The organism is Xanthomonas sp. BRIP62415, assembly GCF_003993515.1.
GTDB lineage: Bacteria > Pseudomonadota > Gammaproteobacteria > Xanthomonadales > Xanthomonadaceae > Xanthomonas > Xanthomonas euroxanthea.
In genome coordinates this window covers 47,313-65,578 of the sequence record NZ_QEZH01000037.1, presented here as the reverse complement: position 1 = coordinate 65,578, position 18,266 = coordinate 47,313, and the positions used below count along the sequence as shown (strand labels likewise).

Here is an 18,266-nt window from a genome sequence, read left to right as displayed (position 1 = left end):
CGTGGTGATCAGCCTGGCTGCGGGCAGTGGCTACAGCGTGGGGGCGCCCAACAGCGCCACCGGCACCATCCTCAACGACGACCAGCCGGCGCTGTCGATCAACGACGTGTCCGTGAGCGAAGGCAACGCCGGCACCACCAATGCCACCTTCACTGTCTCGTTGAGCCAGCCGGCCGGCGCCGGCGGCGTCAGCTTCGATATCTCCACTGCCGACGGCACTGCCACTGCCGGCGTGGACTACGTCGCCTCCAGCCTGGTCGGGCAGACCATCCCCGCCGGCAGCAGCAGCGCCACCTTCACCGTGCGGGTCAACGGCGACTCGCTCAGCGAGCCCGACGAGACCTTCTTCGTCAACGTCAGCAACGTCACCGGCGCGACAGTGGCCGATGCGCAGGGCCTGGGCACCATCGTCAACGACGATGCGGTGCCGTCGCTGTCGATCGACGATATCAGCGTGAACGAAGGCAATAGCGGCACCACCACGGCCACGTTCACGGTGAGCCTGAGCGCGGCCAGCGGCCAGACCGTGTCGGTCAATTACGCCACCGCCAACGGCACCGCCACCGCAGGGAGCGACTACGTCGCGCGGTCGGGCACGCTGACATTTCCGCCGGGTACCACTGCGCAGGGCGTGGCGATCACCGTCAATGGCGACACCGCGGTCGAGGCCAGCGAGACCTTCAGCGTCGGCCTGTCCGGTGCCAGCAACGCCAGCATCGCGCGCGCCACCGGCACCGGCACCATCCTCAACGACGATGTGGTGGTGATTGTCGGGCCGGCCACGCTGCCGGCAGCCACCGCCGGCAGCGCCTACAGCCAGAACCTGAGCGCCAGCGGCGGCACCGCGCCGTACACCTTCGCCGTCACGGCCGGTGCGCTGCCGCCCGGGCTGACCCTGAGCGCTGCCGGCGTGCTGTCGGGCACACCCACCGCCACCGGCAGCTTCAACTTCACCACCACCGCTACCGATAGCGGCGGCAGCCCCACCAGCGGCAACCGCGCCTACACGCTGACCGTGGCCGGCGCGACGGTGACCCTGCCGGCGACCAACCTGCCGGCCGGCACGGCAGGCCAGGCCTATTCGAGCGCGCTCACTCCGGCGACCGGCGGCATTGCCCCGTATACCTACGCCGTTACCGCCGGCGCCCTGCCGGCGGGCATCACGCTCAATGGCAGCAGCGGCGCCCTGACCGGTACGCCCGGCACCGCGGGCAGCTTCAGCTTCAACGTGACCGCCACCGACAGCACCAGCGGCACGCCATCGCAGGCAACGCAGAGCTACTCCCTGACCATCGCCGCGCCGCCGATCGTGGTTGCGCCGTCCACGCTGCCGGCCGCCACCCGCGGCACGGCCTACAGCCAGGCGCTGAGCGCCAGTGGCGGCACCGCGCCGTACACCTACACCCTCGGAAGCGGCACGCTGCCGGCTGGCCTGACCCTGGCCAGCAACGGCACGCTGTCCGGCACCGCAACAGTGGAAGGCAGCTTCAACTTCACCGTGACGGCGACCGATGCGAACGCCTTCACCGCTGCGCAGGCCTATGCGCTGACGGTGGCCGGCCCGAACCTGACGTTGCCGGCCAGCACCTTGCCGGCAGGCACGGCCGGGCAGGCTTACACTGCGGCGATCACGCCCGCCACTGGCGGCACCGCGCCCTACAGTTATGCACTGACTGGCGGCGCATTGCCGGCGGGTGTCGCCGTGGACGCGGCCACCGGCAGCCTCAGCGGCACGCCGACCGTGGCAGGCACGTTCACCTTCACCCTGACCGTGTCCGACAGCACGCCCAGCCCGGCGGCGCAGGCCAGCCGCAGCTACACGCTGACCATCGCGGCACCGGTGATCGCGGTCGCGCCCACCACGCTGCCGGCCGCCACCCGCGGCACGGCCTACAGCCAGACGCTGAGCGCCAGCGGCGGCACCGCTCCGTACACCTACAGCCTCGGAAGCGGCACGCTGCCGGCTGGCCTGACCCTGGCCAGCAACGGCACGCTGTCCGGCACCGCAACAGTGGAAGGCAGCTTCAACTTCACCGTGACGGCGACCGATGCGAACGCCTTTACCGCTGCGCAGGCCTATGCGCTGACGGTGGCCGGCCCGAACCTGGCGTTGCCGGCCAGCACCCTGCCGGCAGGCACGGCCGGGCAGGCGTACGCGGCGACCATCTCGCCTGCGACCGGCGGCACCGCGCCCTACAGCTACGCACTGACGGCCGGCACGTTGCCGAACGGCATGGTGCTGGATGCTGCGACCGGTGCGCTCAGCGGCACGCCGACCTTGTCGGGCAACTTCGCCTTCACCCTGACAGCCAGCGACAGCACGCCGAGCCCGGCGGCCCAGGCCAGCCGCAATTACACGCTGACGATTGCAGCAGCCACCCTGGTGCCTGGCCAGCCCACGCTGCCGCCAGCGGTGCGTGGCAGGCCCTACAGTCAGGTGCTGACGGCGTCCGGCGGCGTCGCGCCGTATACCTACAGCGTCGCCAACGGCCGCTTGCCTGCCGGTCTGACCCTGTCCGGCAACGGCACGTTGTCCGGCACGCCGACCGCTGAAGGCGTCTTTTCGTTCGCCATCGCGGTGGCCGACGCCGGCAATGCCAGCACCACCCAGGCGTATACCTTCACGGTGGACGGCCCGAACCTGGTCCTGCCAGCAAGCACCTTGCCGGCCGGCACGGCCGCTCAGGTCTACGCCGCGACCATCGCGCCCGCGACCGGCGGTATCGCGCCTTACAGCTATGCACTGACAGCCGGCGCCCTGCCGAGCGGTATCGTCCTCGATGCGGCGACCGGTGGACTGAGCGGCACGCCGACCTCGTCGGGCACGTTCAACTTCACCCTGACCGCCACCGACAGCACGCCCAGCCCGGCGGCCCAGGCCAGCCAGCGCTATACGGTCACCATTGCGGCGGCGACGCTGGTGCTGGCGCAGCCCACCCTGCCACCGGCGACGCGCGGCAGCGCGTACACCCAGGTGCTCACGGCCAGCGGCGGCGTCGCGCCTTATCGCTACAGCATCGCCAGCGGCACCTTGCCGGCTGGCCTGACGCTGGCCGGCGACGGCACGCTGTCGGGCACGCCAACGACGCAGGGCACCTCGTCCTTCACCATCGCGGTGGCCGACGCCGGCAATGCCAGCGCCACCCAGGCCTACAGCTTCACGGTGAGCGATGCGGCGCCGGTGGCGGTGGCGGATGTGGCGGCGACCATGTCCGACGCTGCGGTGACGGTGGCGGTGACCGCCAACGACACCGGCAACATCGCATCGATCGGCATTGCCACCGCGCCGACCAACGGCACCGCCGTGGTCAACGGGCTGGAGCTGGTCTACACGCCGGCCGCCGGTTTCGTCGGCACCGATGTGGTGAGCTACACGGTCACCGGCAGCGGCGGCACCTCGGCCCCGGTCACGCTGACCATTACGGTCAATGCACGGCCGGTGGCAGTGTCGGTGACCGCCGCGGCCGTGCCCGGCGAAGCGCAGCAGGTCGACCTGACCCGCAATGCCACCGGCGGGCCGTTCGTGGCTGCAGCCGTGGTCGCGGTGCTGCCGGCCTCGGCCGGTACCGCCACCATCACCCGGACTGGCGGCACCGCCACCGCGGCGGCGGCGCGTGCCTCCGGCCCGTCGCCGGCGGCGGCTGCGATGGCCGAGACGCCCACGTTCATGCTGACCTTCACCCCCAACCCGGCCTTCGTCGGCCAGGCCACGGTGCAGTTCACCTTGTCCAATGCGTTCGCCACCTCGGTGCCGGCCAGCGTGGTGTTCACCATCGCGCCGCGCCGCGACCCCAGCGTGGATGCGGAAGTGCGTGGGCTGATCGATGCGCAGTCCGAGTCCACCCGGCGCTTTGCGCGCGCGCAGATCGACAACTTCCAGCGCCGCCTGGAAGCCACCCACCGCGGCGGCGGCACCTTCAGCAACGCGTTGAGCTTCCAGCCGACCTCGCATTGCCGCCAGGCCGACCGCGGCATCAGTGCGCAGCCGTGCAGCCCGGACACGCAGGAGGCCGACAACGACTTCCGCGATGCGCCGGCAATGGCCAGCAGCGGCAACAGCACCGCGCAGGGTCAGGGCGATCTGGGGCTGTGGGTGGGTGGTGCAATCCGCTCGGGCAGCCTGGACAAGCAGTCCAACAGCAACGGGGTGGACTTCCAGACCGACGGCCTGAGCGTGGGCGCCGATTACCGGGTGGCACAGTCGTTGGCGATCGGTGCGGGCCTGGGTTGGGGCCGCGACGACAGCGATGTGGGTAGGAACGGCAGCCACTCCAAGGCCACCGCCTACACCATGGCGCTGTATGCCAGCTTCCATCCGGGCAAGGCGTTCTTCTTCGACACCCTGGTCGGCTACCAGCTGCTGTCCTACGACCTGCGCCGCTTCGTCACCGACGACAGCTCGATGGCCGAGGGCAACCGCGACGGCAAGCAGTGGATTGCGTCGGTCTCCACCGGTGCGGACCTGCAGCGCGGCGAACTGCAGATCACCCCGTATGCACGTGTGGATGTGGCCCGCGCCACGCTGGATGGCTATGTCGAAGACGGCGTGGCGCCGTTCGCGCTGCGCTATGACGACATGGACGTGGCCACCACCACCGGCAACCTGGGCCTGCGCCTGGAATGGCGCCGCGAAGTGGCCTGGGGACGGCTGACCCCGCAGTTGCGGGTGGAATACCAGCGCGACTTCCAGGGCCGCGGCGATGCCACGCTGAGCTACGCCGACCTGAACGGCGGGCCGTTCTATCGTGCCGGCCAGAGCGCGTTCGACCGCAACCGCCTGATGGTCGGCATCGGTGCGGCGCTGCTGACCGAGCAGGGCCTGTCGACGCGGCTGGAATACCGCGGCATCACCGACGGCGACAGCAACAACGATCAGACCTGGATGATCAATCTGGAAAAGAAATACTGATCGTCTCCAGCGTCATGCACTGAGCAACGCGATGGGCCGGGGCGACTACCCCGGCCCATTGCGTTTGTGATCCCGCCGGCGGGATGTGTTGCATGGCGGCGTTGGTGCTGCGCTGCGCATTGGTCGACGGTGGGTTGTAGACAGGCCGCCACGCGCATCGGCCGCAGTGCATCGAAGCCAGCGTGCAGCCTGGTCCGCCTGTCTGCTTTCCTGCCGGTGCCGGTGCCGGTGTCGGGTTTGCTCAGGTCTGCCGCGCGTCGGCAGTCGATCGCCACGCGCGGCCGAGCAGTTGCCCATGTCACAGGACAGCCCTGGGCATCGGCACCGACCGCTGCATGCAGATCCTTGGCAAACAGCGCAGCACGGCCGCATCCGGCACAATGCACGCACGCATGCACGCCACTTCCGCGCCCGATTTCCGCCTCTATCCGTCAAATGCGCTGGATACGCTGGCCGCCTTGCTCGCCCAGGAGCTGCGCCGGCCGGTGCCGGAGCAGCCGTTGCTGCAGCCGGAGGTGGTGCTGATCCCGCAGGTGGCGATGCGGCGCTGGCTGCAGTCCACGCTGGCGGCCGAGCACGGCGTGGCGGCCAACCTGGAATTCCTCACCCCCGGCGAATTCGTCGCGCGCGCGCTGGAGTGCAATCTCGGCCCGGCCGACGACGATCTGGACATGGCCACCACGCAGTGGCGGCTGTATGCCGCATTGCAGGCCGACCTGGGCAGCGATGCGGCATTGGCGCCGCTGGCCGGTTATCTGTCCGATGGCGATGCGCTCAAGCCCTGGGCACTGGCCGGCGAGCTGGGCAACGTGTTCGAGAAGTACCAGGCCTGGCGACGCGACTGGTTGCTGCGCTGGGAAGGCGGCGCCGACCCCGATGATCCGCAGGCGCGCCTGTGGCGCAGCATCGCCGCCGGCCGGCAATACCGCGCGCGCCGCATCGGCCAGTACCTGGATCGCTACGCGCGCCCGGATGGCCCGCTGCCGCAGGGCTTGCCCAGGCGCCTGTTCGCCTTTGCCATCCTGAATATTTCGCCCGACGTGCTGCGCGTGCTGGCCACGCAGGCGCGTGTGGGCACGCTGCATTTCTATCTGCCCACGCCCACGCAAGGGTACTGGGGCGATCTGCAGACCCTGTGGCAACGCCGCCGCGAAGACGGCGCGGTGCAGCTGTTCACTGATCAGGTGCAAGAGAATCCGCTGCTGCAGGCCTGGGGTGCGGCCGGGCGCGACTTCATGGCATTGGTCGGCGATTACGAGGTGGTGCATCCGCTGGCGGAGATCGCCGTCTACGCCGACCCCCTGGAGTCCGGCCGCCGCGCACTGGCCGACGGCGGCCTGGGCGACAGCCTGCTGCGCCGCATGCAGAGCGACCTGTTCCATCGCCGCGCGCCAGGCGTGCCTGCCGCATTGCCGACGGTGAATCTGCACGACCCCAGCCTGCAGGTGCATGCCTGCCACACGCGGCTGCGCGAGCTGCAGGTGCTGCACGACCAGCTACGCGCCTTGCTCGACGACCCACGCTTCGACCCGCCACTGCAGCCACGCGAGATCGCGGTGCTGTCGCCGGACATCGACCCGTACGTGCCGTACCTGGACGCGGTGTTCGGCAGCCACGGCAACGACGACGCGCTGCCGTATGCGCTGGCCGATGCCAGCCCGTTGGCCAGCGAGCCGCTGGCCGAGGTGTTCCTCACCTTGCTCGGCCTGCCGATCGCACGCTTCGGCCTGCACGAGATTCTCGACCTGCTGGCCAGCGCGCCGATCGCCGAGGCCGCCGGCCTGGACGAAGCCGGGCTGGAACGCCTGCGCGGCTGGCTGCACGCGGCCGGCGCGCGCTGGGGGCTGGATGCGGCGCACCGGCACCAGCACCAGGCACCGAGCGACGATGCCTACACCTGGCGCTTCGCACTGGACCGGCTGCTGCTCGGCCATGCCAGCGGCGCCGATGAGGAGATCGAGGGCGTGGCGCCCTGGCCGCAGCTGGAAGGCAGCGCGTTGGCCGCACTGGACACGCTGGTGCACTTGCTGGGCGTGCTCGAACGCCACCAGTCGGTATTGGCCAAGGCGATGACGCCAGTCGAGTGGCGCGAGCGTCTGCTCGGCTTGCTGGAAGAGCTGATTCCGAAGACGCCGTCGGCTCCGCGCGCGCAGCGCGCGCTGGATCGCTTGCGCAGCCTGATCGACCAGTTCGCCCGCGATGCGGTGCGCGCCGACTACGCTGGCAAGGTGCCGGCCGAGGTGGTGCGCGCGCACTTCGCTGCGGTGCTGGGCGAATCGGACACGCGCGCGCCGCTGCTTACCGGCGGCATCAGCTTCGGCCGCATGGTGCCGATGCGCCTGCTGCCGTTCCGCGTGATCTGCCTGCTCGGCATGAACGATGGCGATTTCCCGCGCCGCGACCCGGCCGCCGGGCTCAATCGCCTCACTGCCGAGCTGGGCACCGAGCGCCGCCGGCATGGCGACCGTTCAACCCGCGAGGACGACAGGTTCCTGTTTCTGCAGTTGTTCGCCTCTGCGCAGGAGGTGTTCTACCTGAGCTATCTCGGCGCCGATGCGCGCGATGGCAGCGCGCGCGAACCGTCGGTGCTGGTCAGCGAACTGCTGGGCAGCGCCGCGCAGTACCACGCCGAGCCGCAGGCGATCGCCACGCTGGTGGTGGAGCACCCGTTGCAGCCATTCGCCGCCGCCGCCTTCGGTGCGCCGGGCGATCACGGCGCCGACCCGCGCCGTTTCAGTTATCGCCGCCAATGGCGACCGTCGGTGGACAGCCTGGTCGGCCAGCGCCAGCCGCTCGCGCCGTGGGTGGCCGGTGCGTTGCCGGCCGACGACAGCGCAGTGCCGGGCAGCGTCTCGATCGACGACCTGCGCCGCCTGTTTTCCGACCCGGCCGGGCAGTTCCTGCGCCATCGCCTCGGCATGCGCTTGCCCGACCCGGCCAGCGAAGACAGCGACCTGGAGCCGCTGCTGGCGCCCACGCGCGGGCTGGACCAATACGGCCTGCAGCAGCATGTGTTCGACGCCGCACTGGCCGGCGACACCGGCCGGCTCTACGAGCGCCTGCGCGCGCGTGCGCTGCTGCCGTCCGGGCCGCTGGGGCGACGCCAGCTCGATGAGCGGGTGGCGCAATTGCGCCCGTATGCCGAGGCATTCCTGCAATGGCGCGGCGAGGCGCCGGCGCAGTCGCACCGGCTGCAGGTGCAGATCGGCGATGTCGAGGTGCACGGCCGCGTGCCCGGCTGGTATGCGAGCGGGGTGGGGCGGGTGCAGGTCGGCGCGCTCAGCGGCCGCAGCGCGATCCGTCACGGCCTGGAATGGCTGCTGCTGCGCGCTGCCGGCGAGCATGCGCCGTATGTGCGCTTCTTCGAACACGAAGACGGGTTAGGCCCGCATCCCATCGACCTCGAACCGCTGTCGCAGGCGCAGGCGCAAACTGCATTGGCCGCACTGTTGCAGCTGTATCGGCACGGCCTGCAGGCGCCGCTGGCGTTCGCGCCCTACAGCAGCTGGAAATACCACCAGGCCGCGCGCGGCGACGACCTGGACAAGGCCATCAAGGAGGCCGCCGGGCAGTGGCAATCCAGCTTCGGCTGGAGCGAATCGCACAGCCCGGAACTGCGCCTGGTCAACCGCGGCCGCGACCCGTTCGCCGATGCACAGCGCTTCGCCGAGTTCGCCACCACCAGCCACCGCGTGTACGACCTGCTCGAGCGCGGCAACGCCGACGCCACGCTGGATCCGCAGCGCCTGGTCGAGAGCTGGCGCCACTGGCACGGCGCGCAGGAGGAGGCCGAATGAGCGCCAGCCCCGTCACCGACCCGTATCTGCACCTGCCGCTGCATGGCGTGCGCCTGATCGAGGCCAGCGCCGGCACCGGCAAGACCTTCACCCTGGCCACGCTGTTCACCCGGCTGGTGGTCGAGCGCGGCCTGCGCATCGGCCAGATCCTCGCCGTCACCTTCACCGAGGCCGCCACCCAGGAACTGCGCCGCCGCATCCGCGAGCGCCTGGTCCTGGCCGCAACCCTGGTCCCCAACGCCTCTGTAGGAGCGGCCCCGGCCGCGACCGACCTGCCCACAACACCGGCGCCCAATGGCGCATCGGCTCTTGTAGGAGCGGCCCCGGCCGCGACCGACTTCGCCAACGACCCGTCGCGGCCAGGTCCGCTCCTACAGGACGCGCCTGATGTCCTGCTCACCCGGGCCATCCTTGCCACTCATCTGGCCACCGGCACCGAGACACCGGCTGCCTTGCGCCGCCGCCTGCAACAGGCGGTGGAAGAAATCGACCTGGCCGCGGTGTTCACCATCCATGGCTTCTGCGCGCGCGTGCTGCGCGAGCATGCGCTGGAAAGCGGCCAGGCCTTCGCCGCACCGGAACTGCTCGCCAACGACCGCGAACTGCTCGGCGAAGTCGCCGCCGACCTGTGGCGCCAGCGCGCCGCCGATGCGGCGATGGCCGAAGACCTGATCGCGTTGTGGTCGGGCGGCCCGGAGGCATTGGCCAGCGATCTGCGCGCACTGGTGCGCCATCCAACGCTGCTGCCGGCGGCCGCCACGACAAACGACGATTCCGCTGCGCTGCTGCAGGCCGTGCAGGACGCCAGTACCGCTCTGGCCGCCGCATTCCAGGCGCATGGCACCGCGTTTTTCGACGCCCTGATGGCCGCCATCGACGGCGGCATCCTGAGCAAGGTCAGCTACAAACCGGAGTGGCTGGCCTCGCTGTGGCATTGGTTCGACAGCTTCGCCGCCGCGCCATCGGTCAACACCGCCCCGCATCCCAAGCTGATCAAGCTGACCGCCGCGGAACTGGCCGCCGGTACCAACAAGAAGTTCGTCGAGCGCACCCCGGCCTCGCCGCTGAGCCACGAGATCGACGGCTATCTCACCGCGCTGGCGCGTGTCGAACAATGGCGCACGCGTCGCCGCATCCGCCTGCTGCACGCCCTGCGCGAGGACGCCATCGCGCGGCTGGCACTGCTCAAGCGCCAGCGCCGCGTGCAGACCTACGACGACCTGGTCGATGGCGTTGCGCACGCGCTGGAAGGCGCGCAGGCCGGCGCCCTGGTCACGCGGCTGCGCGCGCAATACGCCATCGCGCTGGTGGACGAATTCCAGGACACCGACGACCGCCAGTGGGCGATCTTCTCCAACGTGTTCGGCGAAGGCCCGCTCGCGCGCGCGGCCGGCCTGGCGCCGGCGCTGTTTCTGATCGGCGACCCCAAGCAGGCCATCTACGGCTTCCGTGGCGGCGACGTGCGCACCTATCTGGCCGCCGCGGTCACTGCCGAACTCGCCCCGCCGCTCAGCCACAACTTCCGCTCGCGCCCCGGCGTGCTGGCGGCCATCGACGCGTTGTACGCACAGGCCGGCTACACCGACGCCTTCCTCACCGACGGCATCGCCTTCCACCCGGTGCAGCCCGGCACCAAGCGGGCGGATGCCGACCTGCAACGCGATGGCGCCGCCGCCCCGGCGCTGACGCTGTGGCGTGCGCCGGAACCGCCGCCGCCTGCGAAAGGCAAGCCCAAACCCTGGAGCGCCGGCCGCGCCCGCGAGCTGGCCACCGCCGCCTGCGTGGCGGCGATCCGCGGCTGGCTGGCCGGCGGCCGCGACGGCACCGCCACCATCAATGGCCGCCCGGTGCAGGCCGGCGATATCGCCGTGCTGGTGCGCAGCCACGGCGAGGCCACGCGCATGCAACAGGCGCTGGGCGCGGTGGGCATCCCCGCCGTGGCGGCCGGCAAACAGAGCCTGTTCGCCACCGACGAAGCGCTGGAACTGCTGGCCCTGCTGCAGGCCTTGCTCGACCCGGGTGACGACAGCCGCCTGCGCGCCGCCCTGGCCACCGTGCTGATTGGCGCGGACGCCGCCGCCATCGCCGCGCTTGCACACGATGGCGAGCGCCACCGCCGCTGGCAGCAACAGGCGCTGGACTGGCGCGAGCGCTGGCAGCGCGGCGGCCCGCTCGCTCTGGTCGGCGAGCTGGGCGCCGCGCACGGGCAACGCCTGCTGGCCCTGGTCGATGGCGAACGCCGCCTCACCAACTACCTGCAACTGGCCGAACTGCTGCAGGAAGCCGACGCCCGCGCGCTCGGCCCGCATGGCCTGGTCGACTGGCTGTCGCGCCGCATCGCCAATGCCGACGACAACGACGAAGCCCAGCAACTGCGGCTGGAATCGGACGCGCGCCGCGTGCAGATCGTCACCCTGCACAAGAGCAAGGGCCTGGAGTATCCGCTGGTGTTCCTGCCGTACATCGGTATCGGCCGCAGCGACAAGGGCGCCGGCCGCCATTGCGTGGTGCATGCGCCGGAGCTCGGCCGCCAGCTGCACTGGAAGACTGACAAAGAGGACCCAAGCTGGAGTGCCGCCGAAGCGGCCTGGAAGCAGGAACAACGCGCCGAAGACGCGCGCCTGCTCTACGTCGGCCTGACCCGCGCCGAGCACGCGCTGTGGATCGCCAGCGGCCCGTTCCACCAGCACGAGCGCACCGCACTGTCCGGCATGCTGCGCGCGCTCGACGCGCTGCGGGGCGCGGCCGGCGAGGGCGCGGTGGTGGTGGACACGTCCACGCCGCCGGCCAACCTGCCGCGGCTGCCGCCGCCGGTCGAGGCGCAGGTGCCGCCCGCGCGCACCCCGCAGCGGCATATCGCCCCGGACTGGTGGGTCTACAGCTTCACCCAGCTGGCCAATGCCGATGCCGGCGCCGCCAGCGACCCGATGGCCAGCGCCACCGTGGTCGGCAGCGGTGGCAGCGACGAGCCGGCCGGCAGCGAGGCGATTGCGGTGGCCACCGAGGTCGACGCCTTCGACCCGCGCTTTGCCGGCAACCGCTTCGGCGTGGTAATGCACGACGTGTTCGAGCGCTGCGACTTTGCCGCCTGGCAGGCGTGGCAGCCCGGCCAACCCGCACCCGAAGGGCAGGCCGCCGCCATCCTCGAGGCGCTGCAACGCGGCGGCTACGTCGAGAAGGAATGGGACGACGGCCTGGCCATGCTCACCGCCCTGATCGGCCACACCCTCACCGTGATGTTGCCCGAAGGCACCCCCCTGGCCGCCGTGCCCGCGCCGCAGCGCCGTAACGAGATGGAATTCCACTTCGCCATGCGGCCCACCCGCGTCGAGGCACTGCTGGCACTGCTGCACCGGTTTGGCGTGGTCGGCGAGCGCCAGGCCTTCGGCGCGCGCCAGCGGCTGGAAGGCCTGATGACCGGCCTGATCGACCTCACCTACACTGTGGACGGGCGCTGGTACGTGCTCGACTACAAGTCCAACCGCCTGCCCAGCTACGACGCCGACGCCCTGGCCCGCGCCATGGCGCACAGCGAGTACGAGTTGCAGGCGCTGATCTATACCGTCGCGCTGCACCGCTGGCTGCGCTTCCGCCTGGGCGATGGCTACGACTACGCCCGCGACTTCGGCGGCGTGCGCTATCTGTTCTGCCGCGGCCTGGACGCCAGCCGTAACCCGGCATCAGGCCCCGGCCTCGAGCCTGCCCGCAGCGCCGAGGCCAACCCCTGCGCCGACCCTGCCCGCGGCGCCGCAACCGACCCCGGCTCCGACCCTTCCAGCAACGCCGCAGCCGACCCTGGCGCCGACCGTGCCCGCAATGCCGAGGCCAACCCCGGCTTCGACCGCGCCCGCGACGCCGAGGCCAACCCCGGCGCCGACCGCGCCCGCAATGCCGCAGCCAATTCCGGCTCCGGCTCCGACCCTGCGCGCGACGCCGTCGCCAGCGACGCCATGTCCGAGACGCCCGCACCCGGCATCCAAGCGGCATCCGTCTGCGTTGCGCCCGGCATCCACGCCTGGCGCTTCGAGCCGGCCCTGGTCCAGGCCCTGGATGCCCTGTTCGCCGGCAATCCCAACGAGCCCCTGTCCAGCAACGCAGCAGCGCCCCTTTCCCCCGACGGGCAAGCGCCCCTCTCCCCCCGGGAGAGGGGTTGGGGTGAGGGCAGGTCCGCCGCCGAAGCATCCGAGCCATGACCCAACAGACCGCACTCCCGCCCAGCGCTGTGCGCAAGCCGCGCGCCCCTCGGGGCGAGCACACACCGCTTGCGCGCCATGGCGCGCGTGCCGGGCAGTGCCTGCGCCACGCCGCGCGGGCCGGGATGCGCAGCGGAGACCGGGGTGAGGGTGTCGTGCAGGGTCAGAAATGTGCCGATCGACAACTCGCCCGCGGCGCCTCCGCCCTGCAGGCGTCCACCCCATGAACCAGCCAAACCTCTTCAGCGCCCTGATCAAGGCCGACGCGCTACGCCCGCTGGATCTGGCGCTCGCGCAAAGCCTGCAACGCCTGGCCCCGGACACCGACCCCCAGGTCCTGGCCGGCGCCGCGCTCGCCTCGCTGGCCGTCACCAGCGGCCACGCAGGGCTGGACCCCGCCCGCGCCGCCATGCTGCTGGACGCGCGCGAGGGCCCATCGCCCGCACTGCCGGACCTCGCCGACTGGCAGCGCACCCTGGCCGCCTCGCGCTGGGTCGACCAGCCGGCTCCGGAAGACCCCGCCGCCGCCGACTGCCCGTTGGTCCTGGAACACGGCCTGCTCTACCTGCGCCGCTACCGCGAGTACGAACGCCGCCTGGCGCTGGGCCTGCAACGCATCGCCGCCCAGTCGCCGCCGCCCTTCGACGCCGCCACGCTGGCCCCGCTATTCGCACAACTATTCCCAAACCCGACCCCAGCCACTCACCCCGTGGACCCAACCCCTCTCCCCCCGGGAGAGGGTGCCCGAAGGGCGGGTGAGGGTACGGGCCTGCCCGCGCCATCTGTCCACCAAGAGGGCACGGCCCCGCCCGCGCCATCCGTCTACCAAGACGGCACGCACCCACCGGCCCCATCCCACCACCAGGACCGCCAGGCCCAGGCCGCCGCCCTGGCGCTGCGCCGCACCCTGCTGCTGGTCACCGGCGGCCCCGGCACCGGCAAGACCACCACCATCGCCCGCCTGCTGTTGCTGCGCATCGCTCAGGCACACGCCTCCAACACCCCGGCACCGCGCATCGCCCTGGCCGCGCCCACCGGCCGCGCCGCCGAGCGCATGGCCGAGAGCCTGCGCCTGGCCGTTGCCCGCGCCATCGCCGACGGCATCCAGCTCGCACCCACTCCCGCGGCAGCCGCGCCCGGGCAAGCGAAGCCGTCACCGCACCCCGTCGCCTCCCCTCCCCATCAAGCGACAGAGCCACCGAACCCCTTCGCTTCCTCTCTCCATCAAACGCCAGAGCCAGCAAACCCCGCTGTTTCCCCTCTCCCGCAAGCGGGAGAGGGTGCCCGAAGGGCGGGTGAGGGCCAGCCGTCAACCTGGAACTCCCTCCTCCCCACCGGCGCCAGCACCCTCCACCGCCTGCTCGGTGTCATTCCCGATTCCCCGAACTTTCGCCATAACGCGGACAACCCGCTGCCGTTCGACCTGATCGTGGTCGACGAGGCCTCCATGGTCGACCTGCCGCTGATGTGCAAGCTGGTGGAAGCCGTGGCCGACGGCACCCAGCTGATCCTGCTCGGCGATGCCGACCAGCTGCCCTCGGTGGAAGCCGGCGACGTGCTCGCCGCCATCCTGCAGGCTGCCGGCCCCGGCGATACCCTGCAGCCGCAGGATGCACAGGCGCTGCAACCGCTGCTCGGCAACGCGCCCGGCGACACCACGCCCGCCGCCACCCACAGCGGCGGCCTGGCCGGCCACCGCGTGCACCTGCTGCGCGGCTACCGCCAGGCGCACGACTTCGCACTGGCCCCGTTGGCCGACGCCGTGCGCGCCGGCGATGCCGACACCGCCCTGGCCCTGCTGCGCAGCGGCGAGCTGGCCGGCGTGCACTTCCACGAAGACGGCGAAGACCCGCTCACCCTGGGCCGCGACGCACTGCTCGCCCACTGGCGCGCGCTGGCCGACGCGCACGACCCGGCCGCCGCCCTGCGCGATGCCGCGCGCCTGCGCCTGCTCACCGCCGTGCGCGCCGGCCCGCAGGGCGCACGCGGCCTCAACGCCCGTATCGAACAACTGCTGGCCGAAACCGGCTCCGGCGCCCGCCGTCTCGGCAGCGCCTCGCCCTGGTTCCAGGGCCGTTTGCTGCTGATCACCGAAAACAGCTACCGCCACGGCCTGTTCAACGGCGACGTCGGCATCTGCCTGCGAAGCGATGCGAGTCCCTTTTCGGGGCGCAGCGACGAAGGCCCGTCTTCACCGCCAGGCCAGTCCGCCGCCACCGCCAACCGCCACGCCCCAGGCACCGACAGTCGTGCCCAGGGCCCATTGGTCGCCTGGTTCGAAGGCGACGGCGACGGTCAGGTGCGTGGCTTCCACCCCGCCGCACTGCCCGCGCACGAAAGCGCCTTCGCCATGACCGTGCACAAGGCCCAGGGCAGCGAGTTCGACACCGTCTGGCTGCAACTGCCCACCCGCGACGCCCGCGTGCTCAGCCGCGAACTGCTCTACACCGGCATCACCCGCGCCCGCCGCGCCCTGCACCTGGCCGGCAGCGAAGCGGTCATCCGCAGCGCGCTCGCCCGGCACGCCGCGCGCATCTCGGGTTTGGCGTGGCGGTTGGGTGCGCAGCAGCAGGCGGCACCCGCCAAGCAAGCAACAGAACCATCCACTGCGTTGCCTGTGCAGGGGTCGTTGTTCTGATGGACGCGAGCCGGCGCAATGGCAACATCACTTACGGCAGAACGGCACTTTCGCCTATCACCATCACCGGGCATGCCCGGATAGCATCATGGACGAAGAAAAACTGGTTGTGCGGTATCGCCAGCATGGGAGGCATCAATGGCGAAAAAGCATGAAATTTCGCTCGTCCGCTCGTCGGCGGCCGAATACCTGACCTTCGTGGCCGCCGCAGGCGAGGGCGGCGTGCAGGCGGCGTATGCCGACGAAAACGTCTGGCTGACGCAGAAGATGCTGGCCCAGCTCTACGATGTCGAAACCCACACCATCAACTACCACCTGAAAAAGGTGTTCGCTGACAACGAGTTACAGCCAGATGCAGTTATTCGAAATTTTCGAATAACTGCCGCCGACGGCAAGAGCTACGACACCAAGCACTACAACCTCGCGGCCATCATTGCCGTGGGCTACAAGGTCAATTCCGAGCGCGCGGTGCAGTTCCGCAAGTGGGCCACCACCATCATCGAGTCCTTCACGATCAAGGGCTTCGCGATGGACGATGAGCGCCTGAAGAATGACGGCACGGTGCTCGGCAAGCGCTACTTCGAAGAGCAGTTGCAGCGCATCCGCGAGATCCGTCTCTCCGAGCGCAAGTTCTACCAGAAGATCACCGACATCTACGCCACCGCCCTGGACTACGATGCCACCGCGCAGGCAACCCAGCGGTTCTTCGCCACAGTGCAGAACAAGCTGCACTGGGCCATCCACGGGCAAACCGCAGCAGAAGTCGTCTACCACCGAGCCGATGCCGGCAAGCAGCACATGGGCCTGACCACCTGGGCCGATGCACCGCGCGGGAAGATCCAGAAGTTCGACGTGGCGGTTGCCAAGAACTACCTGACCACCGGCGAGATGGCGCAGTTGCAACGCCTCGTATCGGCCTATCTGGACCTGGCCGAGGACATGGCACTGCGGCAGATTCCGATGACCATGCAGGATTGGGAAACACGTCTGAATCGTTTCATCGAAGCAACCGACCGGCAGGTGTTGCAGGACGCAGGGCGCGTCACCGCCGAGATCGCCAAAGCGCATGCGGAAAGCGAGTTCGAAAAGTACCGCATCGTGCAGGACCAGCTGTTCGTGAGCGATTTCGATCGCGTGTTGCAGCAGCTTGATGCAGGAGACCGGGTGGACGGTGCCGACGAGGACTTGCGCTAGACGGTGATGTGGGAAGCGCCAAAGCGTCAGGTCCCCAACCGCGCGCGATAGTGCACGTTGGATTGAAAGATCGCTCCGAGGATGAATCGCGACTAGCGTCTGCCCAGGAGTCGCCCGCCACGGTGGTTCCGCCCGTCCAGGGCTCGTACCCCAAGCCGGAGAGATGGCATGAGAACTGACGACAAAGAAGCGCTTGCGCGTAAGAGGTGAATGATGAAGGCGATATGGGTTCTTGGGAATCTCGCGCTGTCAGCCTGCTCCAGCGCGACTGCGGCTGGGAGGCTGGAGATCAGACTCCAAAACAGACAGGCAGCGCATACAGCGACAGCTGGAGCATCCGTCTCAGTCACGATGGCCAACGCAGGTGACCAGCCCATCGAGCTACCTGCCTCGTATGTTCCAGACGTAGACAAAGGCGGGGTGTTGCAGACCAATCTGTTCAAGGTCATGCAAGAGGACGGCAGCCCTGTCGACTATCGCGGCATCTATGTGCATAACGTCCGAGGTTCCACGCCATCTCTTGTCTTGAAGCCGGGGCAGTCAATCGTCAGGACGATCAATCTGTCATTGAGTTACCAGATCATGCCTGGGCGCAATTACTCGGTCGGAGTACACCCATTTATACGTTATCGGGAGCAGCAGGAATCAAAGAGTAAAACCACCTCAGCCGATATGACGTCGCTGAAGACTGCTACATCCAACATCATCGAGATCACGCCTCGATAGGTCTGCGATGTATCGGCGAGCCTGCGGCTGGCCCCAGCGTGCCGAGGTGTAGCGGATGATCCTGCGCAGATCGGCTTCGGCTGCGTCGGTGAGGACGTAGCCGTGCATCAGCCGCGACGGCCCTCGGCCAATTCTTCATCCAGGATGGTGCTGATGCTCTTGGTAGACACGTTGCCGACAAGGCCCTCCTCGACACGCCCCCCAAGCAGGCTTTTCAACTCATGCCATGCCTGATCAGCGTTTATATCGCCAGGGAACAGGCGTTCAAGGGCGTATTGCTTGATGGTCTTGCCTTGCAAAGCCGCCAGCGCCTTCAGGCTCTGGTGCTGCTGATCGCTTAGGTCGATGGTCAAACGGCTCATGACGCGCTCCGAATTCCGCACAAACCCACATTAGCACAGCCGGTCTGGCCGGCCCGTTGTTCGGTCAACAGCGCGTCGGGGCGCTACGCAGGCCATGTCAGTAGCGATTGAGAGAATCTGACAGGCTGGGTTCACAGGCCAACGTTCAGCGCCACGCGCCACGCCTAAAAAACGCGAGGTCAGGCCTGCGCCTGACCTCGTCTGCCGTCTGGCAGGCCGGGCGGCTTACTTGCCCTTCTTTTCCTGCTTGGCCGCGCGCTTTTCCTTCAGCGTCTTGGTCGGCTCTTTCTTCTGGCTCTTCTTCTGGTCCATCCCCTTGCTCATGACACCCTCGTAGTTGCTGGATTGATCGGTCGGGCAGCGCCATGACCCTGGCGTGCCTGCGCACTGTACGGCTTGCGCGGGGTGGAATGGCAGCGGCAGCGCAAGGCCGGGCGACGGGCGGTG

At 69.7% G+C, this 18,266-nt stretch carries 6 protein-coding genes and 2 pseudogenes; 6 read left to right on the top strand and 2 right to left on the bottom strand.

The genetic code is table 11. The annotated features are described in order from the left end of the window. Window positions 1-73: 73 nt before the first annotated feature. The 6 genes and pseudogenes from EO141_RS19655 to EO141_RS19625 all read left to right on the top strand — a co-directional run. A pseudogene (locus EO141_RS19655) lies at window positions 74-4,909 on the top strand (putative Ig domain-containing protein); the annotation flags it as partial. Window positions 4,910-5,301: 392 nt separating this feature from the next. Beyond that, the gene (gene recC, locus EO141_RS19650; RefSeq protein WP_127170043.1) at window positions 5,302-8,706 is read left to right on the top strand and encodes an exodeoxyribonuclease V subunit gamma; all 3,405 of its coding nucleotides are present in this window, start codon (window positions 5,302-5,304) and stop codon (window positions 8,704-8,706) included. Then, window positions 8,703-12,899, top strand: coding sequence for an exodeoxyribonuclease V subunit beta (gene recB, locus EO141_RS19645; protein ID WP_241236699.1), 4,197 nt, complete (start codon window positions 8,703-8,705; stop codon window positions 12,897-12,899). The genes recC and recB overlap by 4 nt, the downstream gene beginning before the upstream one ends. Before the next feature lie 223 nt (window positions 12,900-13,122). After that, on the top strand, window positions 13,123-15,537 hold the full coding sequence (recD, locus tag EO141_RS19635; RefSeq protein ID WP_127170042.1) for an exodeoxyribonuclease V subunit alpha: 2,415 nt from the start codon (window positions 13,123-13,125) through the stop codon (window positions 15,535-15,537). A gap of 138 nt (window positions 15,538-15,675) precedes the next feature. After that, window positions 15,676-16,731: a virulence RhuM family protein gene (locus EO141_RS19630; RefSeq protein WP_127170041.1), complete on the top strand. Its 1,056-nt coding sequence runs from the start codon at window positions 15,676-15,678 to the stop codon at window positions 16,729-16,731. A gap of 351 nt (window positions 16,732-17,082) precedes the next feature. Beyond that, window positions 17,083-17,457, top strand: coding sequence for a hypothetical protein (locus EO141_RS19625; RefSeq protein ID WP_232099354.1), 375 nt, complete (start codon window positions 17,083-17,085; stop codon window positions 17,455-17,457). On the opposite strand, the pseudogene EO141_RS21770 reads toward EO141_RS19625, so the two are convergent. Together EO141_RS21770 and EO141_RS19615 are read right to left on the bottom strand one after the other, a co-directional pair. Beyond that, window positions 17,455-17,565: pseudogene (locus EO141_RS21770) on the bottom strand (type II toxin-antitoxin system RelE/ParE family toxin); the annotation flags it as partial. The gene EO141_RS19625 and the pseudogene EO141_RS21770 sit on opposite strands and share 3 nt — an antisense overlap. Further along, a complete protein-coding gene (locus EO141_RS19615; protein WP_127170039.1) occupies window positions 17,565-17,819 on the bottom strand; it encodes an antitoxin in 255 nt (84 codons plus the stop codon). The gene EO141_RS19615 and the pseudogene EO141_RS21770, both read right to left, overlap by 1 nt. Window positions 17,820-18,266: the final 447 nt, after the last annotated feature.